18 protein-coding genes and 1 tRNA gene are annotated in these 18,872 nt (G+C 71.2%); 11 read left to right on the forward strand and 8 right to left on the reverse strand.

What is annotated here, in order from left to right:
• Positions 1–31: 31 nt before the first annotated feature.
• A complete protein-coding gene (locus ACPCJR_RS15680) occupies positions 32–1,663 on the reverse strand; it encodes an acyl-CoA synthetase (protein ID WP_391515661.1) in 1,632 nt (543 codons plus the stop codon).
• 175 nt (positions 1,664–1,838) lie between these two features.
• Entirely contained in the window at positions 1,839–2,033 is a 195-nt protein-coding gene (locus ACPCJR_RS15685) for a hypothetical protein (protein WP_003599068.1), read from the reverse strand.
• 321 nt (positions 2,034–2,354) lie between these two features.
• Here ACPCJR_RS15685 and ACPCJR_RS15690 point away from each other — a divergent pair, with 321 nt between their 5' ends.
• From ACPCJR_RS15690 to ACPCJR_RS15705, 4 genes are read left to right on the forward strand one after another with little or no spacing between them, the layout of a single operon-like run.
• A complete protein-coding gene (locus ACPCJR_RS15690) occupies positions 2,355–4,163 on the forward strand; it encodes an ArnT family glycosyltransferase (RefSeq protein WP_391515659.1) in 1,809 nt (602 codons plus the stop codon).
• Positions 4,160–4,930 carry a glycosyltransferase family 2 protein gene (locus tag ACPCJR_RS15695; protein ID WP_391515657.1) on the forward strand — a complete coding sequence of 257 codons (771 nt, stop codon included), beginning with the start codon at positions 4,160–4,162 and terminating at the stop codon, positions 4,928–4,930. The genes ACPCJR_RS15690 and ACPCJR_RS15695 overlap by 4 nt, the downstream gene beginning before the upstream one ends.
• 4 nt (positions 4,931–4,934) lie before the next feature.
• Positions 4,935–5,267, forward strand: a complete 333-nt coding sequence (locus ACPCJR_RS15700; protein ID WP_110353547.1) for a lipid-A-disaccharide synthase N-terminal domain-containing protein — start codon at positions 4,935–4,937, stop codon at positions 5,265–5,267.
• A 16-nt stretch (positions 5,268–5,283) separates the two neighbouring features.
• Entirely contained in the window at positions 5,284–5,772 is a 489-nt protein-coding gene (locus ACPCJR_RS15705) for a DUF2721 domain-containing protein (protein ID WP_391515655.1), read from the forward strand.
• A 33-nt stretch (positions 5,773–5,805) separates the two neighbouring features.
• Here the strand turns inward: ACPCJR_RS15705 and ACPCJR_RS15710 are convergent, their stop codons facing one another.
• A complete protein-coding gene (locus ACPCJR_RS15710) occupies positions 5,806–8,202 on the reverse strand; it encodes a response regulator (RefSeq protein ID WP_391515653.1) in 2,397 nt (798 codons plus the stop codon).
• A gap of 91 nt (positions 8,203–8,293) precedes the next feature.
• Positions 8,294–9,655: a pentapeptide repeat-containing protein gene (locus tag ACPCJR_RS15715; protein WP_391515730.1), complete on the reverse strand. Its 1,362-nt coding sequence runs from the start codon at positions 9,653–9,655 to the stop codon at positions 8,294–8,296.
• Between the two features lie 178 nt (positions 9,656–9,833).
• On the opposite strand from ACPCJR_RS15715, the gene ACPCJR_RS15720 reads away from it, so the two are divergent.
• Both ACPCJR_RS15720 and ACPCJR_RS15725 read left to right on the forward strand, forming a co-directional pair.
• Entirely contained in the window at positions 9,834–10,208 is a 375-nt protein-coding gene (locus ACPCJR_RS15720) for a response regulator (RefSeq protein ID WP_110353546.1), read from the forward strand.
• A gap of 71 nt (positions 10,209–10,279) precedes the next feature.
• A complete protein-coding gene (locus tag ACPCJR_RS15725; protein ID WP_391515652.1) occupies positions 10,280–12,220 on the forward strand; it encodes an AI-2E family transporter in 1,941 nt (646 codons plus the stop codon).
• A gap of 10 nt (positions 12,221–12,230) precedes the next feature.
• Here ACPCJR_RS15725 and ACPCJR_RS15730 read toward each other — a convergent pair whose 3' ends face one another.
• The 3 genes from ACPCJR_RS15730 to ACPCJR_RS15740 all read right to left on the reverse strand — a co-directional run bounded on the left by ACPCJR_RS15730 (position 12,231) and on the right by ACPCJR_RS15740 (position 14,521).
• Positions 12,231–12,677: a DMT family transporter gene (locus ACPCJR_RS15730; protein WP_391515650.1), complete on the reverse strand. Its 447-nt coding sequence runs from the start codon at positions 12,675–12,677 to the stop codon at positions 12,231–12,233.
• A 73-nt stretch (positions 12,678–12,750) separates the two neighbouring features.
• Positions 12,751–13,908 (reverse strand): Gfo/Idh/MocA family protein, encoded by a 1,158-nt coding sequence (locus ACPCJR_RS15735; RefSeq protein WP_391515649.1) that lies wholly within the window; start codon positions 13,906–13,908, stop codon positions 12,751–12,753.
• A gap of 118 nt (positions 13,909–14,026) precedes the next feature.
• Positions 14,027–14,521, reverse strand: coding sequence for a ferritin-like domain-containing protein (locus ACPCJR_RS15740; protein ID WP_391515647.1), 495 nt, complete (start codon positions 14,519–14,521; stop codon positions 14,027–14,029).
• 189 nt (positions 14,522–14,710) lie between these two features.
• Here ACPCJR_RS15740 and ACPCJR_RS15745 point away from each other — a divergent pair, with 189 nt between their 5' ends.
• Positions 14,711–15,892: a glycosyltransferase gene (locus tag ACPCJR_RS15745; RefSeq protein ID WP_391515645.1), complete on the forward strand. Its 1,182-nt coding sequence runs from the start codon at positions 14,711–14,713 to the stop codon at positions 15,890–15,892.
• A 132-nt stretch (positions 15,893–16,024) separates the two neighbouring features.
• Here ACPCJR_RS15745 and lipB read toward each other — a convergent pair whose 3' ends face one another.
• On the reverse strand, positions 16,025–16,708 hold the full coding sequence (gene lipB / locus ACPCJR_RS15750; RefSeq protein WP_391515643.1) for a lipoyl(octanoyl) transferase LipB: 684 nt from the start codon (positions 16,706–16,708) through the stop codon (positions 16,025–16,027).
• Positions 16,709–16,816: 108 nt separating this feature from the next.
• Here lipB and ACPCJR_RS15755 point away from each other — a divergent pair, with 108 nt between their 5' ends.
• The 4 genes from ACPCJR_RS15755 (at position 16,817) to ACPCJR_RS15770 (ending at position 18,826) form a co-directional block, all read left to right on the forward strand.
• Positions 16,817–17,119, forward strand: coding sequence for a FliM/FliN family flagellar motor switch protein (locus ACPCJR_RS15755; RefSeq protein WP_391515642.1), 303 nt, complete (start codon positions 16,817–16,819; stop codon positions 17,117–17,119).
• A 124-nt stretch (positions 17,120–17,243) separates the two neighbouring features.
• Positions 17,244–17,328 (forward strand) — tRNA-Leu (locus ACPCJR_RS15760).
• Between the two features lie 598 nt (positions 17,329–17,926).
• A complete protein-coding gene (locus ACPCJR_RS15765; protein ID WP_391515640.1) occupies positions 17,927–18,439 on the forward strand; it encodes a DUF3060 domain-containing protein in 513 nt (170 codons plus the stop codon).
• A gap of 114 nt (positions 18,440–18,553) precedes the next feature.
• Positions 18,554–18,826 (forward strand): hypothetical protein, encoded by a 273-nt coding sequence (locus ACPCJR_RS15770; RefSeq protein WP_391515638.1) that lies wholly within the window; start codon positions 18,554–18,556, stop codon positions 18,824–18,826.
• The last annotated feature ends 46 nt before the right edge of the window (positions 18,827–18,872 follow it).

The following is an 18,872-nucleotide window of genomic DNA, read 5'->3' on the forward strand; positions in this document are numbered from 1 at the left end:
GCAGTCCGAGGTCGCGCGGGACGGGGCCGCCTCACCCTTCCCGCGCCTTCTCCCGCAGCACGAATTTCTGCACCTTGCCCGTCGAGGTCTTGGGCAATTCGCCGAACACCACGTGGCGCGGCAGCTTGTAGGGGGCAAGGCGCTCGCGGCACCACGCGATCAGTTCCTCGGGCGAGACCTCCTTGCCCTCCTTCAGCTCGACGAAGGCGCAAGGGGTCTCACCCCACTTCGCGTCGGGCTTGGCGACGACCGCCGCGGCGGCGACCGCCGGGTGCTTGAACAGGGCATCTTCGACCTCGATCGAGGAGATGTTTTCGCCGCCCGAGATGATGATGTCCTTCGAGCGGTCCTTGAGCTGGATGTAGCCGTCCGCGTGCTTCACCCCGAGGTCGCCGGAGCGGAACCAGCCGCCGGCAAAGGCGGCCTGCGTGGATTTCGGGTTCTTCAGGTAGCCGCGCATCACCACGTTGCCGCGGAACATCACCTCGCCGAGGCTGGTGCCGTCGGCGGGCAGGGATTCCATGGTCTCGGGGTCGCGCACGTCGAGCCCCTCCAGCACGGGGTAGCGCACGCCCTGCCGCGCCTTCTTCCGCGCCCGCTCGTCGGCGGGGAGGGCGTCCCATTCCTCATGCCAGGCGTTCACCACCGCCGGGCCGTAGGTTTCGGTCAGGCCGTAGAGGTGGGTCACGTCGAAGCCCGCCTCGCCCATGGCGGCGAGCACCGCCTCGGGCGGCGGCGCGGCGGCGGTGAGGAAGTGGACGCGCTGAGGCAGCGGGCGCTTCTGGTCCTCGGGGGCGTTGAGCAGCGTCGACATCACGATCGGCGCGCCCGAGAGATGCGTCACGCCGTGCTCGGCCAGCGCTGCGTAGAGGGCGGGCGCCCGCACCTGCCGCAGGCAGACATGGGTGCCGGCCACGATCGAGAGCGTCCAGGGGAAGCACCAGCCGTTGCAGTGGAACATCGGCAGGGTCCAGAGATAGACCGCGTGCTGCGGCAGCCCCGCCGTGATGACGTTGCCGAGCGAGAGCAGGGCCGCGCCGCGGTGGTGGTAGACCACGCCCTTCGGGTCGCCCGTGGTGCCGGAGGTGTAGTTGAGGGAGATCGCGTCCCACTCGTCGGCGGGCATGGCCCAGTCGTAGGCGGGATTGCCCGACGCCAGGAACGCCTCGTACCCGATCTCGCCGAGGGCGCTGCCCTCTCCGGTGAATTCGGGGTCGTCGTCGTCGATGACGAAGGGCGTCACGCCGGCCTTCTCCAGCGCGTCACGGGCGAGCTTCGAGAACTCGCGGTCGACGATGAAGACCTTCGCCTCGCCGTGGTCGAGGCAGAAGGCGAGCGCCCCGGCATCGAGGCGGGTGTTGAGCGTGTTCAGCACCGCCCCGGTCATCGGCACGCCGTAGTGGCACTCGATCATGGCCGGGGTGTTGGCGAGCAGCACCGCCACGGTGTCGCCGCGCCCGATGCCCCGGGCGGCGAGCGCGGAGGCGAGCCGGCGGCAGCGGGCGTCGAGTTCGGCGTAGGAGCGGCGCAGGCCCCCGTGGATCACCGCGACCCGGTCCGGGAAGGTGCGGGCGGCGCGGTCGAGATAGCTCAGCGGCGTCAGCGGCTGGTAGTTGGCGGGGTTCCGGTCCAGATCCCGGTCGTAGATCGTCTCGCGCGTCATGGCCCCGCCTCCCGTAGGGAAGCGAACTTAATCGAGGTTCGGGCTCGTTCAACGCGGAAAGGCTCCGCGGGCGCGATCGCCCGGGAGCCTTTCACAGGGTCGGTTCGAGAAGGGGAGGGTGGAGGGGCCGATGCCGTGCCGCGTCTCGCCGGAGCGAACCGCGAGGCTCAGCCGATCAACGCTCCCGGCCGCTCAGGAGCTTCTCCAGGGCGGCGAGCCCACTCCGCTCGGCGGCCTCTTCCGTGGTCTGCACGCGGTCGGCGCGCTGGAAGAGCTTGCCGTTGCGGCGGATTGCCCAGGTGAAATGTCCCGCCGGGCGCTCGCAGGCTTCGATTTCGAGGGTGTAGGGATTTGCGCTGTTGTTTGCCATGAGCGGGATATAGGGTCGGCGTCCCGGTCCGGCTACCCGCCCCGCGCATGGTTGCGTTGCTTTTCGCGGGAAGGCGCGCGTGCAGCTGCGGTCGCGCAAGGCAGGCGCACGCTTCTCGCGTCGCGGTTTGACAAGCCCGGTGCGATCACCGACACGGCGCCCGGCCGTCCGCCGGCCCATTGCCACCGTTCCCGCGCGCTCTTTCGCCGAAGCGGCAATGATCCTAGGCGGAGGGCGCTTTCCCAGGTCCGCGCCCGAGCCGCCGATGCCCGTTCCTCTCCCCCCGCGCCGGACCGCGATCGTCGCGGGCAAAGCCCGCCCATGACGAGCCTCAGCCTCGGCCCGACCGCTCCCCCGGCAGCGGATGCGTCCGGCCCTCGCGCCAGCCGCCTTGCCGGGCCCCTTGCCGGGCCGCTGCGCCTCGCGGACCGGGTGCTGTCCTTCGCGGCGGCGAGCCATGCCCGGGCCTGCCTCCTGCTCCTGCTGATCGGGCTCGCCTGCTTCCTGCCGGGCTTCGCCTCGCTGCAGCCGATGGACCGGGACGAGCCGCGCTTCGCCCAGGCCTCGAAGCAGATGCTGGAGACGGGCGATCTCGTCGACATCCGCTTCCAGGCGGAGGCGCGTCACAAGAAGCCCGTCGGCATCTACTGGGCGCAGGCCGCCGCCGTCGCGGCGGGCGAGGCGCTCGGCGTGCCGGAGGCGCGCACGACCATCGCGCTCTATCGCATCCCCTCGCTGCTCGGCGCGCTGGCGGCGATCCTGCTGACCTACTGGGCCGCCCTGGCCTTCCTGGAGCGGCGCGGCGCGTGGCTCGCCGCCGCGCTGTTTGCCGCCTGCATCATGCTCTCGGCGGAGGCGCGGCTCGCCAAGACCGACGCGCTGCTGACCGCCTGCGCGGTGGCCGCGTTCGGCGCGCTCGCCCGCGCCTGGCTCGGACGCGCCCGGCTGGAGCGGCGCCGGGGCCCGGCCTCGCTCGGGACCGCGCTGGTCTTCTGGCTCGGCCTCGCGCTCGGCATCCTCGTGAAGGGGCCGATGGTGCCGCTCTTCGCCGGGCTTGCCGCCCTCGTCCTCTCGATCCGCGAGGGTTCGGCCCGCTGGCTGCTCGATCTGCGCCCGCGCCTCGGCCTCGGCCTCACCCTGCTCGTCGTGGCGCCGTGGTTCCTGGCGATCGCCTGGAAGAGCGGCGGCGCCTTCTTCGGCGAGGCCGTCGGGCGCGACATGCTGGGCAAGGTCGGCTCCGGGGCCGAGAAGCACTGGGGCCCGCCCGGCGCCTACGCGCTCGCCTTCTTCGCCACCTTCTGGCCCGGGGCGGCCTTCGCGGCGCTCAGCATCCCCTTCGCCTGGGCGCGGCGGGGCGAGGATGCGGTGGCGCTGCTCATCGCCTGGATCGTGCCGATGTGGCTGATCTTCGAGGCGGTGCCGACCAAGCTCCCCCATTACGTCCTGCCCCTGATGCCGGCGGTGGCGATCCTCATCGTGCTGGCGCTCACCCGCGGCGGGCTCGATCCGCGCCGGAAGGGGGCGCGCTGGGTCGCGGGCCTCGTGGTGCTGATCCCGGTCGGGCTCACCCTCGGCCTGAGCTTCGCCGCGTGGCGCCTCGATCACGCGCTGCCGCTGGCCGCCCTGCCGCTGCTGCTGGCGGCTTGCGCCCTGGCCGTCCTCGCCTGGATCGCCTTTTCGCGCAGGGCCGGGGAGGGGGCGCAGGAGGGGGCTCTGACCCTCGCCGTCGCCGCCTCTGTGCTGCTCTCGGGCGCCGTGTTCGGCCTGACCCAGCCGGTGCTGCAGAGCCTCAAGGTCTCGCCGCGGCTGGCCGCGATCCGCGATGCCCTGCCCTGCGAGGCTCCTCGCGTCGCGAGCCTGGGGCTCCGCGAGCCGAGCCTCGTCTTCACCATCGGCACGGATCTGGCCATGCTGAATTCCGGCGCGGAGGCCGTCGCCTTCCTGCGCCGGGGGAGCCGCGAAGACGGCTGCCGCCTCGTCCTGGTCGAGGACCGGTTCGCGGCCGATTTCGCCGCCGCGCAAGGGGGGCAGCCCGCCGCGGCCGCCGGCCGGGTCACCGGGTTCAACATCAATGGCGGCAAGCCGGTCGGGGTCTCGGCCTATGTCGCGCTGCCGGGTGCCGCACCATGAGCCTGACGATGCAATCCGATCCGCCGCGCCTCAGCGTCGTGGTGCCGGTGAAGAACGAGGCCGGCAACATCGAGGCGCTGGTCGCCGAGATCGGCCATTCCTGCGCCGGTCTCGCGCCCTTCGAGGTCATCTACGTCGATGACGGCTCGACGGACGCCACCCTCGCCACCCTCCGGGCGCTGCAGGCCAGGAACCCCTGGCTCCGGGTGGTGCGCCATGCCGGTAGCGGCGGCCAGAGCGGAGCGGTGCGCAGCGGCGTGCTGCGCGCCCGCGCGCCGGTCGTCGCGACGCTGGACGGCGACGGCCAGAACGACCCGTCCTTCATCCCGATCCTCTACGCCGCCCTCGATCAGGGCGGCCCGGATGTGGGCCTCGCGCAGGGTCAGCGGATCGGCCGCAAGGGCGCCTGGAAGCAGTTCCAGTCGCGCATCGCCAACGGTGTGCGCGGAAAAATCCTGAAGGACGCCACCCGCGATACCGGCTGCGGGCTCAAGGTGTTCCGCCGCGAGGTCTACCTCGCGCTGCCCTATTTCGACGCGCTGCACCGCTTCATGCCGGCGCTCGTCACCCGCGAGGGCTTCGGCGTGGTCCACCGCGACGTGGTGGACCGGCCGCGCTTCACCGGCCGCTCGAATTACGGGATGTTCGACCGGCTCTGGGTCGGCATCCTCGATCTCGCCGGCGTCTGGTGGCTGATCCGGCGGCGGCGGCCGGCCCCGCGCGCCGAGGAAGTGGGCGGAACCCCGAGACAGAGCGAGGGCGCCTAGAGCCATGCTGATCCAGCTCGCCGAGGACCTGCCGGCCTATTTCTACGACGTGTTCGTCACCCGCTTCGATTTCTGGCTGGTGTTCGGCATCGGCGCGCAGCTCGTGTTCGGCTCGCGCTTCATCCTGCAATGGATCGCCAGCGAGCGGGCCGGCAAGAGCGTGATGCCGCTCTCGTTCTGGTTCCTGTCGATCCTGGGCGGGCTGATGACCCTGGTCTACGGCTTCGTGCGCCGGGAGCCGGTGATCATCATCGGCCAGGGGCTCTCGACCGTGATCTACCTGCGCAACCTCGCCCTGATCTTCAAAGAGCGGCGCCGCGCCCGCGCCAAGGCCTGAGGGCTCGGCGCGACGCATGTTCCCGAACGGCATGTTTCCGAACGGATCGGGCGCGGGCGACCCCGAGAGCATCGCCCACATCATCCAGGTGGCGCTCGCCCCGGCCTTCCTGCTCTCGGCGCTGGCGACCCTGCTCAACGTGTTCTCGACCCGCCTCGGCCGCGTCGCCGACAAGGTCGATGCCCTCTCCGCCGGCCTGCCGGGAGCGGATGAAGAGGCGCGGGCGACGCTCCTGCGCCGCCTCGCCTACCTGCGGCGGCGCTCGCTCCTGCTCGACGGCGCCGTGGTGCTGGCGAGCTTGGGGGCCGTGATGACGGGGGCGGCGGTGCTGACCCTGTTCGTCGGCGCGCTCCGGGACGCCTCCGCGGCCTCGGTGCTGTTCGCCTGCTTCGGCCTCGCGCTCGGCTGCACCATCCTGGCGATCCTGGCCTTCCTCGCCGAGATCCTGCTCGCGGGCCGGGGCGTGCGCCTGGAGGTGGAGCGCAAGCAGGACCGGGCGGGCTGAGCGCGCCGCCGGCCCCGCTCCCGCACGAAAGCTCTACGGCGACAGCTTCTCGATCAGCCCCTGGATCTTCCCCGGCAAGGGGCCGCCCTCCTGCCGGGCGTAGAGGTCGCGCAGCTGCCGGCCGATGTCGGACAGGCTCATCGAGCCCTTGATGATGAGCCGGTCGGCCTGGGCGCCCAGGCTCTCCTTCTCCGAGGGCGTGATCTCCTTGGCGGTGAGCACCACCACGGGGATGCTGTCGCCGTCCGGGCGTCCGCGCAGCGCCCGCAGGAAGGCGAAACCGTCCATCACCGGCATCATCAGGTCGAGCAGGATCAGGCTCGGGCGCTCCTGATCGAGTCTCTCCAGGGCGGCGGCGCCGTTCTCGGCCTCGCGCACCTGCCAGCCGTCGCGCTCCAGCGTGCGGCGGACGCGCTCGCGGGCATCCGCGTCGTCTTCGACCACGAGCACGCTGCCCTCGCGGTCCACCGGGCGGTAGCGCTCCATCGCGTCCTTGAGGGCGCCCCAGTCGATCGGCTTGACGATGTAGTCGGTGGCGCCGAGCACGTGGGCGAGGCTGAACTCGTTGACGACGCTGGTGATGATGACCGGCGTCTCGGCGATCTCAGGGTCCGTGCGGATCGCGTGCAGCACCGCCCAGCCGTCCATGCGCGGCATCTCGATGTCGAGCAGGATCGCCCGGGGCTTCAGGGCGCGGGCGAGCGTCAGCCCGGCGCGCCCGTCATTGGCCGTGCGCACCCGGAACCCTTCGCGCTCGAGGAAGCGCTGGAGCAGGTCGCGGGCGGCCGGGTCGTCGTCGACGAGCAGCACCACGTCGTGCAGGTGCGCCTCGCCGTCGGTGATCTCCTGGACGCGGGCGGCGACGCTTTCCGCCTCCACCTCCTCCTCGTGGGCGTCGATCTCGGCGGGCAGGCGGATCGTGAAGGTCGCGCCCTTGCCGAAGGTGCTCTCGACGCCGATCGTGCCGCCCATGCGCTCGATGAAGGCGCGGGTGATGGCAAGCCCGAGGCCGGTGCCGCCGAACTGGCGCGTGGTCGATTCGTCGGCCTGCGAGAAGCGCTCGAACAGCCGGCCGATCTGCTCCCCGGTCAGGCCGATGCCGGTATCGGAGACGGAAAAGCGCAGCCAGTCGGCCCCGTCCTGCCGTTCGCGCCGCACCGTGAGCGTGATCTCGCCCTCTTCCGAGAACTTGGCCGCGTTGCCGATCAGGTTGATCAGCGACTGGCGCAGCTTCAGCTGGTCCTGATGCATCGCGCCCAGATCGCCGTCGTGGTCGAGGCGGAAGCGGTTGCGCTTCTTCGTGATCAGGCTCTGCGTCGCGGCGGTGACGTCCTCGATCAGCGTGGCCACGTCGAAGGTCTCGGCCGCCAGCGTCAGGCGGCCGGCCTCGATCTTGGAGATGTCGAGCACGTCGTTGATGAGGCCGAGCAGGTGGCGGGCGGCCGACTCGATCTTGCGCAGGTCCGGCAGCAGCTCGGCCTGGCCCAGATCCTCCAGCTCCTCGCCCAGCATCTCGGAATAGCCGATCACCGCGGAGAGCGGCGTGCGCAGCTCGTGGCTCATATTGGCCAGGAACTGGCTTTTCGCGAGGTTGGCGGCCTCGGCGGCCCCGCGCGCCCGCTCGATCTCGGCCTCCGCCTCCTTGCGCGCGGTGATGTCGATGTTGAGCCCGACCCATTCGCGGATCGTGCCGTCCTCGGCGAGCACGGGCACGCCGCGCACCTCCATGTCGCGCCAGACGCCGTCGTGGCGGCGCAGGCGGTACTCGACCTCGAAGACCCTCACCCGCTCGACGCATTCCGCCCAGACCTCGGCGACCCGCGCCCGGTCGTCGGGATGGATCACGTCGATCCAGCCCCAACCCTGATAGGCCTCGTCGCTCTGGCCGGTATAGGCGGCCCAGCGCGGCTGGGGCGGCATCAGCTCGCCCTGCGCGGTCGTGCTCCAGATCACGGCCGCCGAGGCATCGACCAGCGCGCGGAAGCGCTGCTCGGAATGGCCGAGCGCGTCCTGGGCGAGGCGCGTCTCGGTGACGTCGGTGTTGGTGCCGTACCAGCGCACGACGGTGCCGTCCGGGCCGCGGACCGGCTCGGCCATCGACAGGAACCAGCGGTACCCGCCGTCCCGGCCCCGCAGGGGGAAGGTGTCCTGCCACGACTCGCCCGCCGCGATGCAGGCGGAGAAGCGCTTGGCCGCGCGCTCCAGGTGATCGGGGTGGTGCAGCTTGCGCCAGCCGTGATCGGCCATCTCGGCGGGCATCGTGCCGGTGTAGTCGTACCAGCGGCGATTGTACCAGACGATGTTGCCGTCGGCCTCCGCGATCCAGGCGAGCTGGGGCAGCGCGTCGGCGAGATTGCGGAAATCCGCCATGGTCGGCCCGGAGGCCGGCACCTTCCCGTCCTGTACGGTCACGGCGATGTCTCCCGTCATGGCAAGGTCGATGGCAACGTCGATGGCATCGTGGTCATGGCGATCCGCCCGACCGGTGTGGCCGGCTTTCGGGCGGATGCGAAATCAAAAGTCAGCGGCGCAGGCGGTTGCCGAGAACGAAGCCGAACAGCCCCATCAGCACGATGCCCGCCGCCCCCTGGAGCCCGACCAGCAGGTTGGTGACCCGGCCCAGCGGCTTCACGCCGATCTCCGGCGGATTGGCGGTCATCATGTTGAGCGCGCTGTAGCTCACGAGGTCGAGCGGATTGTAGGTCGGCACGTTCTCGCCCTCGTGGAAGAGGCCGCCGGTCGCCCCGTAGGCTCCCGCGAACAGGAAGATGCCGATGAGGAAGGCCCGGGCGATCCGCGACAGGCTCTCGCCGTAATCGCACAGCCACTCGACGAAGCGGTCGGCGATCCAGCGGTAACCGTGGCTCACCGTGCCCCGCAGGTCGCGGCCGGACAGAGCCTCGCGGGCGCGCACGCCGGCGTGGCGGCGGCCCATGCGGCGCCCGCGCTTGTAGGCCCAGCTCGCTCCCTCGGGACTGCCGATGCTCTGGAGATTGCGCTCCAGCGCGAGGTAGCTCGCCTGCGCCGCCTCGTACTCGCCCGCGATCTCCTCGCCGACCGCCCCGCCGATCTGCTCCACCGAGAGGCGCACGCCTTCCAGCCACGCGCCCGCGAAGCGCGCGTGACGCAGCTTGCACGAGGTCAGGTCGAGCCGCACGAGGCTGGTGCGGGAGAAGTCGGCCCCCGACAGGTCGGCCCCGTCGAGCCGCGCGCCGGTGAAGGTGGCGCCGCGCAGCCGCGAGCCGACGAGCCGCGCCTTCTTGAGGCTCGCGCCCTCGAAATCCGCGCCGGTCAGGTTGCAGTCGGAAAGGTTCGCCTCGTCGAGCCGGGCCCGGCGGAACACGGAATCGTCGGCATCCGCGCCCGTGAAGTCGGTGCCCCAGAGGTCGGCGCCCTCGAAGCGGGCGCCGTCGAGCAGCGCCTTGTCGAGCCGGGCAAAGCGCATGGTCGCGCCGGAGAAGTCGGCATCCTCCAGCATCGCCTCGCGGAAGGCGGCCTGCCCGCCGGTGATCCCGGCAAAGCGCGCTCCGCTGAGGTCGGCGCCGGAGAAATCCGCCTCCTCCAGGCAGGCCCCCTCGAACCGGGCCGAGCGGGCGAGCGCCCCGGCGAGCGAGGCGCGCCGCAGGTTGGCCCCCGACAGGTCCGTCTCCTCGAGCCGCCCGTCGGCGAGGTCGGCCCGGGCCAGATCGAGCCCGCCCGCCTCTTGCGCCCACCAGCGCGGGGGCGCCTGCGGGTCGATCCGCCGGCCCAGAGCCGTGCGGCCGAGGTCGAGCCCGGCCAGCTCGTCGCGCTCGCGCAGCGAGAACGGCGCGTCGCGCTCCGCGAGGCGCGCGAGCAGATCCGCGACGCGCGGATGGCCCGGCTCCGCATCGCCTTGTTGCACCGCACCGCCCCGCGCCATATCGAACTCCCGCTTCCCTTAAGCCGCTGCGCCCGAGCGAGACAAGGCGCGCCGATCGTTTCGGGAGAGCGCAGCGTTTGCGGCGGAGCCGATGCCACCGCAACGGCTTTCCGCGCGTTAGGTCGCGGAGCGCGTGTCGGCGCGAGGAAGAGGTTCGGGCGTGTCGGGAAAAATCCTGCTGGTGGAAGACCACGAGGAGATCTGGGACTTCCTCTCCCGCCGGCTCAAGCGCCGCGGCTACGAGGTGGTGCTCGCCCATGACGGCGAGGCGGGCGTGCAGCAGGCCCGGGCCGCCCAGCCCGACGTGATCCTGCTCGACATGAACCTGCCGATCCTCGACGGCTGGTCGACGGCCCGGGCACTCAAGGCCGCCGCCGACACCCGCGCCATCCCGATCATCGCGCTCACCGCCCACGCCATGTCGGGCGACCGCGACAAGGCGATCCAGGCGGGCTGCGACGACTACCATCCCAAGCCCATCGATTTCCCCAAGCTGCTCACGCAGATCGGCACGGCGATCGGGGCGGCCGACTGAGTGTCGCCCGGCCCGGCTCGGTTCCCCCTCGATGCCTCACCTGAACGGGCCGCGCTGCCCATGAGGACGCCATGACCACCGATCCGGTCACCACGCGGCTCCTGCGCCAAGCGCTGCCGGTGGTGACGACGCTCGCCTCGCTGCTGCTCGTGGTGACGCTCGCGAGCGCGCTCTATTTCGGCCGCGACATCCTTGTGCCGGTGGCGCTCGCCATCCTCCTGAGCTTCGTCCTGCTGCCGGCCGTGCGCGCCCTGCGGCGGCTGCGGGTGCCGCGGGCGGCGGCCGTGCTGCTCGTGGTGCTGCTCGCCTTCGGCATGCTCGGGGCGGTGGGCAGCCTGATCGCCCGCGAGGCGGCGCAGCTCGCCTCCGACCTGCCGCGCTACTCACTGACGCTGCGCGACAAGATCACGGCCCTGCGCACGGCCACGGCCGAGCGGGGCGGGCTCTCGGACACCTTCTCCGGCTTCTTCGACATGGCCGAGGAGATCGGCAAGGAGCTGCAGCCCCCCGTCGCCGAGACCGACACCGACACGCCGCTCGGCACGGCGGATCGGCCGATGCAGGTCGAGATCCACGCCCCCCGCTCCGGCCTCCTGAAGACGCTCGGCAGCGTGGCCGGCGGGGTGCTGCATCCCCTGGCCACGCTCGGCCTGATCCTGCTGTTCACGATCTTCATCCTGCTCCAGCGCGAGGATCTGCGGAACCGGGCGATCCGGCTCGCGGGATCGAGCGACCTGCGCCGCACCACCGCGGCGATCGACGACGCCACGAGCCGGCTGAGCCGGTTCTTCGTGGCCCAGCTCATCCTCAACGTCGCCTTCGGCCTCGTGATCGGCGTCGGCCTCTGGTTCATCGGCGTGCCGAGCCCGATCCTGTTCGGCGTCATCGCCGGCATCACCCGGTTCGTGCCCTATGTCGGCGCGGTCATCTCGGCGGTGCTGCCGCTGGCCATCGCGGTCGCGGTCGATCCCGGCTGGTCGATGGCGATCCAGGTCGCGATCCTGTTCGCCATCGTCGAGCCGATCGCCGGCCACGTGGTCGAGCCGCTGCTCTACGGCCACTCCACCGGCATCTCGCCGGTGGCGGTGATCCTGGCGGCGACGATCTGGACCTTCCTCTGGGGCCCGATCGGCCTCCTGCTCGCCACGCCGCTCACCGTCTGCCTCGTGGTGCTCGGGCGCCACGTCGAGCGGCTCTGGTTCCTCGACGTGATCCTCGGCGACCGGCCTGCGCTCGGGCCGCAGGAGATCTTCTACCAGCGCATGCTCGCGGGCGATCCGGCCGAGGCCATCGATCAGGGCCGGCTGTTCCTGAAGGAGCGGGCGCTCGTCACCTATTATGACGAGGTCGTGCTGCCGGGCCTGCGCATGGCGCAGGAGGATGCCGCCCGCGGCATGCTCGACCGGGAGCGGCAGGGCGAGGTCGGCGCCGGCTTCCGCGCCGTGGTCGAGGCGCTGGGGCAGGCGCGCAAGCGCGGCCTGCCGCGGCGCTCGCGCAAACCCGTCGGCGCCGAGGCCGAGGCCGCCTTCGCGGCGGTGGGGCCGGACCGCCGCGCGGCGGGCATCGTCCTGGGGCCGGAGGATCTCGCCCCTGCCTGGCGCGGTGGGACGCCGGTTCTGTGCGTGGCGAGCGGCGGCGCCTTCGACGAGGCGGCGACCCTGATGCTGGCCCAGACGCTCTCCCGCCACGGGCTCGGCGCGCGGGTGGCGGGAAGCGACGTCCTGCGCGACGGCCTTCCCGAAGGCGAGCGGCCGGCGATGATCTGCTTCTCCTATCTCGACCCGATCAGCCTCTCGCAGATCCGCCTCACCATCCGCCGGGCGCGCAAGGCGGTGCCGGGTGTGACGATCCTCGTCGGCTTCTGGCGCGAGCGTGACCCGGCCTCCCTCGGCCGCCTGCGCCGGGCGACCGCCGCCGACCTGCTCGTCACCTCGCTCAGCGACGCCCTCGACGCGGCCCTGGATCGGGCGAAAGCCGAGAAAGCCGCCCCGGTGCTGCGTGCGGCCGAGTAGCCGCCCCGCCTCAGAACAGGGCCACCAGCGCCACGCCCGCGATCATCAGTGCGCCGCCGGCGAGGCGCGCGGGGCTGGCGGCGTGAACGCGAAATCCCTCGAGACCGAAATGGTCGAGGGCGATCGAGGTGATGACGCCCGCGGTCACGAGGAGGCCGAGGAAGGCCGCGGCGCCGATGCGCTGGGCGACGAAGAGCTGGGAGAGGATGACTCCGGCCCCGAGCGCCCCGCCGCCCCAGGCCCACCAGGGCGTCGCGGCCACCTGCTGCAGGCTCGGCAGGTGCAGCCGGCCGCTCACGAGGCCGACGGCTAGCATGGTGGAGGTGCCGACCAGCATCGAGACGAGGCCCGCGGCGAAGGGCTGATCGCCGAAGGATTTGGCGAGCTGGGTGCTCTGGCCCGGCTGGACCGCGTTGGCGATGCCCGCGAGCAGGGCGATGCCGTAGAGGACGATCATCGGTGGGAACCTCGGAGCGTGGCGGGGGAGGCGAGTCCGAGGTGGAGGACGCCCGATGGTGTGACGGGCCGGCTCAGTTCTTCGGCACCTTCTCCTTGCCCTTGCCGGGGTTGGAGGTGTTCACGAGCTCCGGTGCGGCTTGCGCCGACAGGGTCTGCTTCTGCGCCGCGGTGTCGATGCGCCGCGCGCGGGTGAACGGCTCCAGCCGCACCGGGCCGCCGCTCTCCAGGGCCTTCAGGATGCCCTCGATCACCCGCACGTCGGCATAACCCTCCTCGCCGTCCGGCTCCGGGTCCGTGCCGTTCAGGATGCAATCCGAAAAGTATTTCAGCTCGCCGCCGAAATGGTCGGTGTTCTTGAAGCTCTCGTGGCTCTTGCTCTCGCCGAGCGTCACCGTGCGCTCCAGCGGCTTGCCGTACATGTAGGCCGGATTGACCTCGACGCTGCCCTTGGTGCCGACCACCGCGTAGGTGTCGAGCACGTTGCCGTAATAGGACAGCACGAACTGCGCGAGGCGATTGCCGGGAAAGCGCAGGGTGACGGCGACGGTGTCGTCGAAATCGCCCAGACCCGCCTCGGGGTGGCGCACGCCGACCGCCGAGACCACCTCGGTCGGCTCGTCGCCGAAGAGCATGCGGGCGGCGTTGATCGGGTAGGGGCCCATGTCGAAGATCGGTCCGGCCGCCACACCGCTCTTGGCCCGGTGGTTCTCGGGGGAGACCATCTGCGTGAAGGTCGAGGTGAAGGTCAGGATCTCGCCGAGATCGCCCGAGCGGATCAGGTCGATGGTGGCGAGCGTCGCCGGCTCGAAATGCAGCCGGTAGGCGGTCATCAGCTTGGCCGAGGAGCCGGCCTGCGCCGCCATGATCTCCCGGCATTTTTCGCCCGAGATTTCGAGCGGCTTTTCCGCCAGCACGTGGATGCCGGCCCTGAGCGCCGGCACGGCGAATTCCGCGTGGCGCCAGTTCGGCGTGGCGAGGTAGATCGCGTCGATCTTGCCCGAGGCCAGCAGCTCGCCGAACTGCTCGTAGCCGTAGGTGTCGGTGACGCCGTATCGCTCGCCGACCCGGCGCGCCTTCTCGGGATCGCCCGTGACGAAGGCCGTGACCTCGGAATTGCCGGTATGCGCCACCCCCGGCAGCATGGCCTCCTGCGAAATGTCGCCGAGCGCCACGACGGCGTAGCGGACCTTCTTACCCGAGGTCAGGCCGAGTGCGGACAGGACGCTCATGCGGACATCTCCTGGAAGCGCGAGCGCGCGGCCCGAATCGCTCGACCCGGGTCGTCACGGAGGATGGGAAGGGGAGGGTGGTCGGCGGCGCACCGGTCGCCCGATGCGCCGGACCCGCTCAGGCGGCGGCGCGCTCGGCGCTCTCGGCCAGCCGGCTGGCGACCTCGTCGACCCGGTAGATCTCGGAGACGGCGCTCTTGAGCCGGTTCTCCTGATCCGTCTTTCCGAGCGCCCGGGCGTAGGCCGCGGCCGAGCCGAAGCCGGCCAGCCCGTAATGCGACATGCGCTGGTACTGCGCGATGATCTGCACGTCGCGCAGGCGCCCGTCGCTCGGCGCCTCCTTGATGCCGTGCTTGAGCGCCTCGGCCACGAGGCCCTCCATGCCCTTGCAATGCTCGGGCGAGGTCTGGCCGCCGTTCTCCTCGATGAGGCTTTTGAGAACATCGGTGTGCTTGGCGATGCCGCCGACGGAATCCTGCAGCATCTGATTCAGCTTGGGGTCGCTGGCCTGCTCGCTGAGCTGCTGCACGGCGCGGCTCATCTGGTCGTTGGCCGACCAGAGATCCTTCATCTCGTCGAGATAGACGTCCTTGAGGCTATCGGGTGCCGACATGGGACTCTCCTTGGGTAGCGGGCCGCTTGCGGGATGCCCGGGAAACCGAGGGCTGCCGGCCCTGTTCCGTGGTCCGGGACCATCAGCCGCGGTTCATCGAGCGTGGCTTAGACGACGAGCCTCACGCCGCCCGGGCGCCGATTCCGGCCCCGTCCGGCGTTCCTGATCGGCCTTCCCCGGAGCCCGTCCGTGCCGCCCGTATCCCTCGACCCCGTACCGCCGGGGACCGCGCGTCCCGACACCGTGATCGCCATTCCCGTGCGCAACGAGGCGGAGCGGATCGCCCGCTGCCTGCGGGCGATCGACGCGCAGGCGGGCCTCGCGCCGGGGCGGCTCGGGCTCGTGCTGTTCCTCAACAACTGCACGGACGACACCGCCGGGATCGTCGCCCGCGTCGTGCCGGGGATGTCGATCCCCGTGCGGGTGATCGAGCAGACTTTCGCGGGGGCGCATGCGGGCTGGGCGCGCCGGCGGGCGATGGAGGCGGCCGGCATGTGGCTGGACGAGGCGGCGGTGGCCTCCGGCGCAGCCGGCACGCTCCTGACCACGGATGCCGACAGCCTCGTGCCGCCGAACTGGGTCGCGGCCAACCTCGCCGCCCTGGAGGCGGGGGCGGACGCCGTCGCCGGCCGGGTCGAGCTGATTCCGGAGGAGGCGGCCCTGCTGCCGCCCTCGCTCCCCGCGCGGGGCCGGCTGGAGGACAGCTACGACGCGCTGATCACCGAGATGGAGGCGCGCATCGATCCCGATCCGCACGATCCCTGGCCCTGCCACCGCACCACGATCGGTGCCTCGCTGGCCGTGCGGCTCGACGCCTACCGACAGGTCGGCGGCATGCCGGAGATCCCGCTCGGAGAGGACGGCGCTTTCGTCGGCGCCCTGCTCCAGCGGGGCTTTCGCGTGCGCCACGACCGCGCGGTGCTGGTGCTGATCTCGGCCCGGCTCACCGGCCGGGCGGCGGGCGGGGTCGCCGACACGATCCGCTCCCGCTGCGAGGAGCCCGACGCCCTGTGCGACGCCCGCATGGAGGCGGTGCCCCGGGCGCTCCACCGCTACGCCTGGCGCGCGCGCCTGCGCCGCCTGCACGGGGAGGGGCGGCTCGCCCGCGATCTCGCCTGGGCCCGCCGCCTCGGCATCCCGGAGGCGGAAGCCCTGCGCATCGCCGCCCTGCCGCGGGTCGGCGAGATCGTCGCCGCGGTCGATCGCGCCAGTCCGCGCCTCGCCTACCGCCCGCTGATGCCGCGGCAGTTGCCCGGCCAGATCCGCCTCGCGCGCCTCGTCCTACCGCTGTTGCGCGTGGGCCTGCGCCTGCGCCGGGCCGCGTCGACGCCGCCGCTCCCGGTCGTGCCGACGGCGACCGCCGACGCGTAAGTCCGGGTTCCCAAAGGGATCATCCCTTTGGCGGGGCATCGGGGCAGCGCCCCGATCTCCCTTCACCAGGGCTCCGCCCTGGACCCGCGAAAGGACGCGTCCTTTCGAAACCCAGACTTATGCCGCGATGCCCTACGGGGCCTCGTCGCGGGTGGGGCCGAAGATCGGCTCGAAGGCGGCGCGCAGCGCCATGTCGGTCTCGGGCAGGCTGACGATGCGGCCGAGATCGACCAAGCTCGTCACGCCGTGCCGGCGCACGCCGCAGGGCACGATGCCGGAGAAATGGGTGAGGTCCGGCTCCACGTTGAGGCTGAGGCCGTGCAGGCTCACCCAGCGCCGCACGCGGATGCCGATGGCCGCGATCTTGTCCTCGACGCCCTCGCCCTTCTCCGGCCTGCGCACCCAGACCCCGACCCGGTCCTCCCGGCGCTCGGCCCGGACGTTGAAGGCGTCCAGCGTCGCGATCAGCCACGCCTCCAGGCTCGCCACGTAGGCCCGCAGATCGGGCCGGCGCCGGTTGAGGTCGAGCATGACGTAGGCGATGCGCTGGCCCGGTCCGTGATAGGTGTATTGCCCACCCCGTCCCGTGCGGTGGACGGGGAAGCGGTCCGGCTCGACGAGGTCGGCCTCCCGCGCCGAGGTGCCCGCCGTGTAGAGCGGCGGATGCTCCAGCAGCCAGACCAGTTCGTCCGCCTCGCCCCGGGCGATGGCCGCGGCCCGGGCCTCCATCGCGGCCACCGCCTCGTCGTAGGCCACCAGCGCGTCGCTCACGCGCCACGCCACGGGCGGCGCGCCGTCCCGCGGCAGGAATGTCACGGGTGCGATCGAAAGCCGGGAGGCGGGCGCTTCGGAAGGTTCGTTTACCAAGGCTTCACCATCACGCGCGGAAGGTTTTCCGTGGGTTGAAAAACGGAGAGGCCACGCGTGGCGGTCCTGGACGAACTGCAGGTCGATCTCAAGGTCGTGCTGGGGCGCAGCCACATGCCGCTGCACATGCTGCTGCGCATGGGCCGCGGCGCCGTGATCGAACTGGAATCGACCGACACCGACATGGTCGAGATCCTCGCCAACGACCACCCCATCGCCCGCGGGCAGATCGTGGTGACCGGCAACCGCATCTCCGTGGAGGTGACCGAGCTGATCCGCAAGGCCGAGGTGGTGCGCACCCCCGGCGTGACGATCGGCGAGGGCGCCGTGCCGATCCTGGACAACGTGGACGCCGCCTGAAGCCCTTTCGGAGGCGGCAAAACGCGAAGAAGCGAATCCGGCGCTTGTGCCCGCCCCGGGCATCTGTTATCCGCTGCGCCGCCCACACAAGACACCGGCCGCGCACAGCGGCACGGCGGCAAGGGCGGCCATGGCGGAATTGGTAGACGCGCTAGCTTGAGGTGCTAGTCCCGCGAGGGGTGGAGGTTCGAGTCCTCTTGGCCGCACCAACCTACTTCCTGTTGGAAGTCAAAAGGTTGGTCCTGACGATGGGTTGGTGAAGACCGCACTTTCACACAGCGGTTTCACGTATGGTCCTCATGACAGCCCGACCGTGGAAGCACCCGAAGACCGGGATGCTCTCCCTATGTCACGGTGCAGCTCGGCAGCGCCATTCAGGCATTCCTTCTGACCTGGGACATCGCCGAAGCCCGTAAGAGTGCCTCACGAAACTCCCGATCACAGGCCGTTCTCGCTCTGACGACGACAGCGCAGCGGGAGTTTTGTGAAAGACACTAAGCCGCCACGCGGTCGCTGACGGGGCATGCCTGATGGGCCGGGGCCGTCCGGAGCCTGCGCAGAGGGGCTGCGCCGTCACGCGCAAGCTCGACAAAGGGGTCGGTCCCTCCGTGGCCGCGATGCTCCGCACGGAGTGAGGCTCAGAACCCCGACAATCCTCGGCAGCGAGAGAGACCGCTCCGCACAATCCCACCCCTGCCTCCCGCCAGTGCGCTTCGGAGGCATCGGGGGTGTCGGCAGCGTGACCGTTTGACGTGGCCGGGTCGGTTTGCTCTGTTTCGTATCCCGGCCACTGCCAAGGATGCCTTGATGCCCCGTCTTCTGCCCGTGATCCTCGCGGCTGCGCTGATTCCCCTCGGCATCGCGCGAGCCGATGAACTCACCATCGAAGGGGTCGGGATCAGCCGCGATGTGGACTGTCACGGGAAGGACGTGGGGGTCTACGGCGCGCAGAACGAGATCGCGTTGACAGGCACGTGCGGCCTCATCAGCGTGCACGGCTCGAACCACAAGGTCAGCTTCGAAGAGGGACGCGCGCTGTCCGTCTCCGGTATCGACAACACGGTGAAGGGCGGCAAAGCCCAGGACGTCACCGTCAGCGTAACGCAGAACACCGTCACGGCGACGCTGGGCGGCGGCACCGCACCCGGCCGGCTGGATACGTCCGGCGCAAACAACCGTGTCTCGCTCGTCCTCGCCGGCCCGACGCGGCTGGACGTGAACGGCGCGGACCACGTCGTGGAGTGGACGCGCAGCGAGGGCGCCCCGAACCCCGAGGTGACGGCATCGGGAGCCAAGAACGTCATCAAGAGGAAGCCGTAGGGCACGGTAGGCGTGCAGGGTTAGCTTCTGGCTTTCGGCACCATCGCCGATCTCGGCCGTTGATCCCTCGAAGCGCGGCGGACTGCCCGCGCACCAGATCCAGGAGCCAACCTCATGAAGCGGCTATTGCTCGTCTCTGCCCTCGTTCTCACCCCGCTCGCTCTGTCGGCCGGCGCACAGGCTCAAGGCACGGTCCGTGGCGCTGAGCGTGGCGTGGAAGACGGCAACCGCGCAGCCGGCCCGGTGGGCGGCGTTGTCGGTGGTGCCGTAGGGGCCGCAACCGGCACCGTGGGCGGCGTGCTCGGCGTCGATCCCGATCCCCGCCGCGAAGAGCGCATCGAGCGGCGCGAAGAGCGGACGATCGTCCGCGAGCGTCCGGCGCGGTAATCGAAATCGAGAGAGCCGGGAGTGATCGCCGCTCCCGGCGCCTTGA

Source organism: Methylobacterium sp. NPDC097929, assembly GCF_049543375.1.
Lineage (GTDB): Bacteria > Pseudomonadota > Alphaproteobacteria > Rhizobiales > Beijerinckiaceae > Methylobacterium.